The organism is Mucilaginibacter sp. P4_E8 (assembly GCF_056401495.1).
The window spans coordinates 1-8,352 of record NZ_JBFUJG010000181.1; the positions used below are offsets into that span (position 1 = coordinate 1).

General features: G+C 38.3%; 8 protein-coding genes and 1 pseudogene. 5 read left to right on the forward strand and 4 right to left on the reverse strand.

The genetic code is table 11. The features are described 5' to 3' along the window. The 3 genes and pseudogenes from AC1DRQ_RS27860 to AC1DRQ_RS27870 all read left to right on the forward strand — a co-directional run. Window positions 1–294: pseudogene (locus tag AC1DRQ_RS27860) on the forward strand (hypothetical protein); the annotation flags it as partial. A 50-nt stretch (window positions 295–344) separates the two neighbouring features. Then, window positions 345–1,121 (forward strand): DUF6438 domain-containing protein, encoded by a 777-nt coding sequence (locus AC1DRQ_RS27865; protein ID WP_477428840.1) that lies wholly within the window; start codon window positions 345–347, stop codon window positions 1,119–1,121. An 87-nt stretch (window positions 1,122–1,208) separates the two neighbouring features. Next, window positions 1,209–1,592 carry a hypothetical protein gene (locus AC1DRQ_RS27870; RefSeq protein WP_429392407.1) on the forward strand — a complete coding sequence of 128 codons (384 nt, stop codon included), beginning with the start codon at window positions 1,209–1,211 and terminating at the stop codon, window positions 1,590–1,592. Window positions 1,593–1,601: 9 nt separating this feature from the next. Here the strand turns inward: AC1DRQ_RS27870 and AC1DRQ_RS27875 are convergent, their stop codons facing one another. From AC1DRQ_RS27875 to AC1DRQ_RS27890, 4 genes are all read right to left on the reverse strand, one after another. Continuing rightward, on the reverse strand, window positions 1,602–1,925 hold the full coding sequence (locus tag AC1DRQ_RS27875; protein ID WP_429392410.1) for a hypothetical protein: 324 nt from the start codon (window positions 1,923–1,925) through the stop codon (window positions 1,602–1,604). Between the two features lie 20 nt (window positions 1,926–1,945). Continuing rightward, entirely contained in the window at window positions 1,946–2,419 is a 474-nt protein-coding gene (locus AC1DRQ_RS27880) for a ferritin-like domain-containing protein (protein ID WP_477428842.1), read from the reverse strand. 62 nt (window positions 2,420–2,481) lie between these two features. Next, window positions 2,482–2,847, reverse strand: coding sequence for a response regulator transcription factor (locus AC1DRQ_RS27885; protein WP_477428844.1), 366 nt, complete (start codon window positions 2,845–2,847; stop codon window positions 2,482–2,484). 48 nt (window positions 2,848–2,895) lie between these two features. After that, window positions 2,896–5,898, reverse strand: a complete 3,003-nt coding sequence (locus AC1DRQ_RS27890) for a PAS domain S-box protein (protein WP_477428846.1) — start codon at window positions 5,896–5,898, stop codon at window positions 2,896–2,898. 388 nt (window positions 5,899–6,286) lie between these two features. Here AC1DRQ_RS27890 and kaiC point away from each other — a divergent pair, with 388 nt between their 5' ends. Both kaiC and AC1DRQ_RS27900 read left to right on the forward strand, forming a co-directional pair. Next, the gene (kaiC, locus tag AC1DRQ_RS27895) at window positions 6,287–8,032 is read left to right on the forward strand and encodes a circadian clock protein KaiC (protein WP_477428848.1); all 1,746 of its coding nucleotides are present in this window, start codon (window positions 6,287–6,289) and stop codon (window positions 8,030–8,032) included. Further along, window positions 8,032–8,319 (forward strand): circadian clock KaiB family protein, encoded by a 288-nt coding sequence (locus tag AC1DRQ_RS27900; RefSeq protein ID WP_429392424.1) that lies wholly within the window; start codon window positions 8,032–8,034, stop codon window positions 8,317–8,319. The genes kaiC and AC1DRQ_RS27900 overlap by 1 nt, the downstream gene beginning before the upstream one ends. The last annotated feature ends 33 nt before the right edge of the window (window positions 8,320–8,352 follow it).

The window sequence follows — 8,352 nt, forward strand, 5'->3', positions numbered from 1 at the left end:
GCTATAGGCATTATCCCACTGTTTATAAGCTGGGCCGGTATTGAGGATGACATAACTGATTCCATGGCTTATGGCCAAAATAACATGCCCAAACATCACAATATGCAACTGCTGATTGATAAACACCAGCTTAAAGAGCCGGTTTATATTGGTGATACCAATGGTGACGCTGAGCAGACACGCATGGCCGGTATACCTTTTATATTTGTAACCTATGGCTTTGGTAAAACAGATGATTATGAATTGAAGTTTGATGATTTTGAGTCGTTAACAAAATATTATATGAATTTGTGAGTTTGTAAAGCGTTATCAGGGTTTCATCTGCCTTAAAAATCATATTGCAAATGGTAAAGCACGGTCTTTTTTTATTGTTATTTACGCTAACGGTGAGTGCCTCATTTGCACAGAAAGTAAAAATTGACGCGGAACGATGGATAACAAAATCCTTAGGGCATCTATATTTTTCTGATAAAAAGGTGTATTATAATTTTGTTGGCTATGCCGGTATTAAAGCTAATTATACCATAGTAAATGATACCCTGATTATGACTGATATTTACCATAGCAGTACTGATAACTTCAAAAAGGAACGCAGGGAGGACTTTAAATTTCAGATAAGGTACATAGATCAAAACCGGTTGTATTTAAAAGCCATTGAACCAAACGCTATAAAGCTGGCCGGGCCCAGTACTTATGAATTCACCAATTTTAAGAACAGCTACGATAAAAACATTAAATTTTCCAAACTCTATTTTTTATCATCARCCTGTTTTGGCGATTGCCCACAGCTGGGTATTGAAATTTGGCCCAATGGCGATTATCACTTAAAGGCGGGAGAACATGCCGATCCGTATAAGGGTGATTATACCGGTAAATTATCACCGGTTCAACTGGATAGCCTAAACTACTTATTAAAACACAGCGAACTCAAAAAAATGAACAGCTGGGAGCAGGGTAATCAGGTAACAGATGCGCCTAACTACTACTTTGCTATTGATTTTGAAAATACTAAAAAGAAGCTGAGCATCACCACTAATGAACCCCCATTAAATATTATTGACTTGGTGAACTTCATGATATCATCCTATAAAAAAGTAAAGTTGACCCCGGTTGCTAAATAGATTGATGTAAGCACTCCGTTTTACAAGTTTTACTTATCTATTGTTTACTTATTAAGTTTTTGTAGTTTAGATAAAAATATATCTCTTATGAAAACCCGAACCAAGACAATTATTATACTGGTTATACTACTGTTGATCACAGGCTTTGTTTATCAACGTTATTATTTTGTATTTGGCGAAGGGGCAAAGGCTGGTACCATGAATTATTTTGTAAAAAAAGGTTATATGTTTAAAACCTATGAGGGCCGTTTAATACAAACTGGTATTCGTACGCCGGCACAGGGTGGTAGTATAGCATCAAACGAGTTCATGTTTTCAGTTACTGATGAAAAAGTGGCAAAGCAGCTTAGCAGTAGTGCAGGCTCATATCTTGAACTTCATTATAAAGAATATTTGCATACTTTACCGTGGAGAGGGGTAAGTGTATTTGTTGTGGATAGTGTTATATCGGCAAAGCCCGTTAACCAATAATCATCCTCATTAAAAAAGTTCGTCGGCTTTGCCTGAGTTTGGTATCTCTATCTTGCTCAGGTTATAACTTAATTCACCCTTTTTATTAATGGCTTTTATCAGGCCTTTATTAAATAAATAGTTAAGCACATCCTCTGCATTTTTTTGATGGATGAGCATATCAGTATCAGGATCAAACGAACTTAGTTTCGCAGCGACCTCGTCTGCTGTACCTTCCTTTAATTGTGCTAAAGCGTATATAACATTATCTTGCGTACAGGCGCTTTGGTCGTATTCATGAGGTACATGTAACGGCTTATACTCATTTAAAAAATCCTGATCCGGTGTATTCATAATTGTAAATTAAATATATGTTATACATTAACTTCCGCATCACGCAGGGCTTTAATGGTATCGTGAGCTATTCTTAAACCATCCAGGTGCGTATTAAGTATGGATACAACCCGCTCATCTTCCCAAATCAGTTCTTTATCATCTAAAGCTTTGCGATATGCTTTTTTGGCTATATCCTCGCCGCGCTCACAATCAGCTAAAATGCTATGCTTGTCTTTATTTATAAAAGTAGCTTTAACATCCATCCAGGCGTGGTAAAACTTACCAGATAGGGTAGTACCATCGGCAGGGTGACCGCCCAATACATGAATATACTCCCTTAATTCCGAAACATAGTTTTTACTTTGATCGGTATATTCATTGAAAAGCAGGTTTAATCCCGTTTCGTCAATACTTTCAATGGCTTTTTGATAACCGGCTATACGGTCGTTATTTATCTTGATCAGATCGTTAAGTGCCGATATCTGATGCTGTATATGCTGTAAAACTCCCATGACTGTTGTTTTTATAAATAATAAACATAGCACATGAGTTAATGTTTTTTATTTAGAATAAACTAACTGGTAAAATGAGCTATTTTTCTCAGGAGTTCGTCCATTTCAAATGGCTTGGCCAAAAAATCATCCGCCCCGGCTGCCATTGCCGAATCCCTGATATCACGGCTGGCTGATATCATGATCACCGGGATGTTTTTGGTTATAGTTCCTTGTTTTAATTTTTTACAGATATCCCTGCCATCCTCACCACTCATCCAAATGTCAAGTAAAAGAAGATCAGGAAGATCATTCTTTAAATCAAGCAGCGTAGTTCCGTCAATTGTTGACGTTACTTCATATCCTTCAAATTCAAGTATCATTTCAACAGCATCAATAATACCCGGATCATCATCGGCTATCATGATTTTTTTATATTTCTGGTTCATAAATAGGTATAGCAGCAAGTATAATAACCCTTTTTGTTGATCACAGTGTTAAATTTTACTGATATCAACAGGCAATGCAAAGCAAAAAGTTGACCCTTTACCTTCAACGCTGTTTACCCACATTCTGCCGCCCTCACGTTTTATGATCTCTGATGATATGTATAATCCTAACCCCAAACCCGGGAAGGTATGTTGTTTGTTGCCGCTTACGCGATAAAATTGTTCAAACACTCTGTCCTTTTTATCATCAGGTATGCCAATGCCAAAATCCTGTACGCAAACAATTGCCTCATTTTCCTCCAATCGGGTGCTTATAATGATTTTATCGGTATGCGGCGAATATTTTATAGCATTCGTGATCAGGTTGGTTATTACCTGACTTATACGATCTTTATCAGAGTATATGTTACCTGTTTCGGTAAAATTTTCTATCAGGGTATGCTTTTGTGTGGTATGTTGCAGATCATCAATGGTTTCTTTAATTGCAAGATTAAAATTAAACCAGGTTTTGTTAAACTGGAGCCTGCCCGAATTGATTTTGGTAACATCCAGCAGATCGCCTATCAAATTAGTAAGCCTGTTAACCTGCGCATCCATCCTTATTACCATTTCGGCTTTTTTATGCTCACCTTCTTTGGTAAGCATAGCGCCAAGTACCTGGGCATAAGCCTTAATGCTGGTAACCGGTGTTTTTAATTCATGGCTGGCTATACCTAAAAAGTCGTCTTTTTGGCGTTGCAATTGCTTTTGTTCATCAATATCAGTATTGGTACCAAACCATTTTATTATTTTATCGTCAAGTATAAAAGGTAATGCCCTGGCAAGATGCCATTTATAAACCCCATTTTTATCCATCAGTCTAAATTCATACTGATAAACTTCACCTGTTTTTAATGAGTTTGTCCATGCGGCTATACAACCCGCCTGGTCATCAGGATGGACTCTGGTAAACCATTCGGGACCTACAACCTCTCTTGGGGGCATACCAAAAAAATCGACTGCTGTTTTATTTACATAATCAAGCTGTCCATCAGTTTGGGCGGTCCATAATTGTACCGGCACAAAATTCGTAACAAATTCAAACTGCTTTATCTGATCATTTAATTCGCGGTTTTTTAGTATCAATTGCATTTCTGCATTGGTTTTATCAGTAATATCGATACAGGAGCCAACATAACCTGTAAAAACCCCATCCTGATTAAACTGTGGATTGCCTGTGGCAACGCACCAGCGTATTTCGCCATCCTTACGCATCAACCTGAAATCAACTTCGTAAGGACTCCTGCTGGCAATATCACTAATGAGTTTCTCGCCAGCCTTTGGCCTGTCTTCAGGTAAAATAGCCTTTGTCCATCCGTTGCCCATGTGTTCTTCGTAACTCATGCCAGTCCATTCAATCCAGGTTTGGTTAACGTAAATCATTTCACCTGTCGCGTCAGACATCCACAGGGCCGTTGGCGATGCGTTAGTGATGCTCTTTAACAAGTGTTCACTATCTGTAAGTGCTTTTTTATCCGCGACCTCACGCCTCAGGTCGCGGGCTATGGTAGCACGTCCCTGGGGCTTACCTGTCGTTGTATCATAAACCAGCATAGTAGTGTCAAAAACCGGTATTGGTTCGCCTGTTTCAAAGTGCCGGTAATTAATTTCGCCCGACCACTTTCCATCTTTTTGTAAAGCTTTGGCTATTTTACCGGTTAATTTTGAGATTTCGGAGGGTATAATATATTGACTGTTATGCGTTTGCAATTCTTCATGGCTTTTTATGCCAAGCATAATGCGTCCGGCAGCATTAACATAACTTACATTACCCTCAAGATCTGAAAGGCTAACAAAATCCGAACTATGATCAATAAGCGTTAATAATTTATATTGTTCATTATGGGCCGCTTTTTCGGGCCGCAGATCCCGGGCTATGGAGGCCATTCCAATAGGCTCACCGGTTAATGGGTCATCAATACGAAAGGCATTTAGATAAACCGGTATGGGTTCCCCGGTTTTAAAATGGCGATAATGCAATTCGCCGTTCCATGCACCTTTTTGCTGTACTGCCGGGATAAGCTCATCCATTACCTGCTGTATATCATTGGCGTAAAAATATTCAATGCCGGGCCTCAAAGCTTCTTTTTCGCTATCAATGCCGAGCATGGTATAGCCAGCTTTATTAATATAAGTTACAGCTGCATCCATACCGCCTACGGCAATTACATCACCGGTATTTTCAATAAGGGCTATGAGTTTTTGCTGCTCCAGCTTGTCCTGCAGCTCACGGGTAACATCCTGAACAGTGCCTGCAAAGCGCCATAATTCATTATTATGATCAAAGTAGGCCTTTCCTTTGCACCTTGTCCAGTATTTTATATTACCAGTATGATCAATAACCCTGAAAGTAATATCGTAGTTACCACCAGTTTCCCAATTGAAAGCGTTTTGCACCGCCTGTTTCAGCCGGTCTTCATCATCGGGGTGCAAATATTTCAAAAGTCCATCATAATGTACTTCTTCATCTTTTGCATAACCGCAAAGTTCCTTACAACGCTCGTCCCATATTACAATTTGTTTTGGAGGGTAAAGATCCCAGGTGCCCAGTTCGGCCGCTTGCAGGGTAAATTGTTTCCGTTCTTCACTTTCCTTTAATTTTAGGCGGGTAAGCACCAATTCGGTAACATCAGCTGCTGTGTTCAAAATACCCCAAACATGACCGTTGCTATCTTTTAAGGGTTTAAAGCTGTAATTGTAATAAAATAATTGTAGCTCATTATTTACAACAATATTTATCAGTGCTTCATTTTGTTCATAAGCCTCACCAGTTTGGTAAACGTTATTTAAAATGCCGAAAATAGCTTGGTTTTTTAACTCAGGCAGCAAATCAAAATATAATTTATCTATAACATCGTCGCCTTTTCCAAATGCTTTTATAATAGCCTTGTTAGCTACTTTAATTTTCATTTCAGCGCCAACGTAAAGACCAACCGGGGTCGAAGTTTCTTCGATCAGGGTGCGGAAAATATTCTCATTTTGCTGGAAATTCAGGTCTGCCTGGTTGCTCATCCTACTGGTAAATGTATAAATATAAACCTTTAATAGTTATAATAACGGGATAGAAAATACAACATTGATTAAGGGAATTGATGATTGTTAAATTATAGAGAGGTATAATTTGCTTTGATTGTATGCTCTTTTATTTAACCAACGATAAATGAGCAGTTGGAATAAGAATTTATTATTGTGGTATGCCAAAATTATGGTATCTAAATTTTGAATATGAATTTATTATTGAACACAAAATCAATATTAACTGTTGCTTTAATACTGCTATGATAAATTTATATATGTAAAACAATTTGGGCCAGTTGAGTATTTATTAACCATTTAGTATGAAAAATAACCTGCTATTTGATTACCCGGTTATTCAATATTGATAAAACATTTGTTTACAATGACCAAATCTCATAAAAAACAACAACACGATAATAGCATAATGCTACCAAAAACACCCACTGGAATCACCGGGTTGGATGAAATAACCAGTGGTGGTTTACCCAAAGGCAGGCCTACACTTATTTGTGGTGAAGCAGGCTGTGGTAAAACGTTAATGTCGCTTGAATTTATAATACGAGGGGCCATTATGTTTAATGAACCTGGGGTTTTTATGGCTTTTGAAGAAAAGGCCGAAGAATTAGCCATGAATGTTGCTTCATTTGGTTTCGACCTGCATAAATTACAGGCCGAAAATAAAGTAAAACTGGATCATGTGCGTATTGACCGCAGTGAAATTGAAGAAACCGGCGAGTATGATCTGGAAGGTTTGTTTATAAGACTGGGTTATGCGATTGATAGTATCGGCGCAAAAAGAGTGGTATTGGATACGCTTGAAAATCTCTTTTCGGGTTTATCGAACCAAATCATATTACGTGCGGAGCTGCGCAGGCTATTTAGTTTTTTAAAAACCAAAGGTGTTACCGCCATAATAACTGGCGAAAAAGGAGATGGTAATTCATTAACCCGCCAGGGATTAGAAGAGTATGTATCTGATTGCGTGATATTACTTGACCATCGTGTTATTAATCAAATATCAACACGCAGGTTACGCGTAGTTAAATACCGGGGGTCGCAACATGGCACCAATGAATATCCATTTTTAATTGATGAGGATGGCATTTCAGTATTACCGGTTACCTCCTTGAAATTAGAAAAAGAGGTATCATCAAAACGGGTATCATCAGGTATTCCGGCGTTAGATAATATGCTGGGAGGCAAAGGGTTTTTTAAAGGGAGCAGTGTTTTAGTTTCGGGTACGGCCGGCACAGGTAAAACAAGCTTAGCGGCTTATTTTGCAAATGAAACCTGCAAGCAGAATAAAAAATGCCTGTATTTTGCTTTTGAAGAGTCACCTAAACAGATCATCCGCAACATGAAGTCTATTAATGTAGACCTGAAGCAATATATTGATAATGGTTTGCTGCAATTTTATGCCTCGCGCCCAACATTGTATGGATTGGAGATGCATCTGGTGTCCATGTATAAAATCATAAAAAAATTTAAACCCGAAGCTATAATTCTTGACCCTATAACCAACCTTATAACGGTAGGCTCAGTGAGCGAAGTAAAATCAATGCTGGTACGATTGATTGATTTTTTACAGGAAGAACAAATTACGGTGATGTTTACAGCACTGTCTTTGAACACTATAGTGAGTGAACAAACTGATGAGGGAGTATCATCATTGGTAGATGCATGGCTTTTGGTGCGAGATATTGAGTATAACGGAGAACGAAACCGCGGAATGTATATCATGAAATCGCGCGGCATGAAACACTCCAACCAGGTGCGTGAATTCATTATAACCGATAAAGGGCTTGATCTGGTCGACGTTTATTTGGGCCCTGAAGGTGTACTTACAGGATCGGCAAGGGAGGCGCAAAAATTAAAAGAGAAAGCCGGTGTTGCCCTGCGTGATTTTGCAGTTTCACGCAAGGACAAGGAAATTATACGCAAACGTAAAATGTTGGAATCAAAAATATCAAACCTGCAGGCTGAGTTTGAGTCGGCAGAAGAGGAATTGAATAAAATTTATATTGAAGAGGAACTGAAACAGGGGATACTCGAAAAAAATCGGGAGGATATCACGAATATGAGGAAGGGACTCATGTTTACTGAAAATAATATCAAGAATAAAAAGTAATGGAAGAAGAAATAATAAGCTATGAACTAAGATTATACATTGCCGGCAAAACTGCAAAATCAGTTAGCGCGCTGACTAATCTTAAGAAGTATTGCGAGGAACATTTAAAAGGACAATATACCATTGAAGTGATTGACTTATTAGTTAAACCACAATTGGCCGAAGGTGATCAGATATTTGCTATACCAACATTGGTACGAAAAGTGCCTGAACCTATCCGGAAAATAATTGGAGATCTGTCTAACGAAGAAAAAGTATTGGTGGGTTTAAATATTCTCCCGCGTTAAATTATAAACAATGTCTGAACAAGATCAGTTGCC

Bases quoted from the DNA above. Each gene is read 5' to 3' on its own strand.
- AC1DRQ_RS27870 (WP_429392407.1), top strand. From the start codon at position 1,209: ATGAAAACCCGAACCAAGACAATTATTATACTGGTTATACTACTGTTG.
- AC1DRQ_RS27875 (WP_429392410.1), bottom strand. From the start codon at position 1,925: ATGAATACACCGGATCAGGATTTTTTAAATGAGTATAAGCCGTTACAT.
- AC1DRQ_RS27880 (WP_477428842.1), bottom strand. From the start codon at position 2,419: ATGGGAGTTTTACAGCATATACAGCATCAGATATCGGCACTTAACGAT.
- AC1DRQ_RS27885 (WP_477428844.1), bottom strand. From the start codon at position 2,847: ATGAACCAGAAATATAAAAAAATCATGATAGCCGATGATGATCCGGGT.
- AC1DRQ_RS27890 (WP_477428846.1), bottom strand. From the start codon at position 5,898: ATGAGCAACCAGGCAGACCTGAATTTCCAGCAAAATGAGAATATTTTC.
- kaiC (WP_477428848.1), top strand. From the start codon at position 6,287: ATGACCAAATCTCATAAAAAACAACAACACGATAATAGCATAATGCTA.
- AC1DRQ_RS27900 (WP_429392424.1), top strand. From the start codon at position 8,032: ATGGAAGAAGAAATAATAAGCTATGAACTAAGATTATACATTGCCGGC.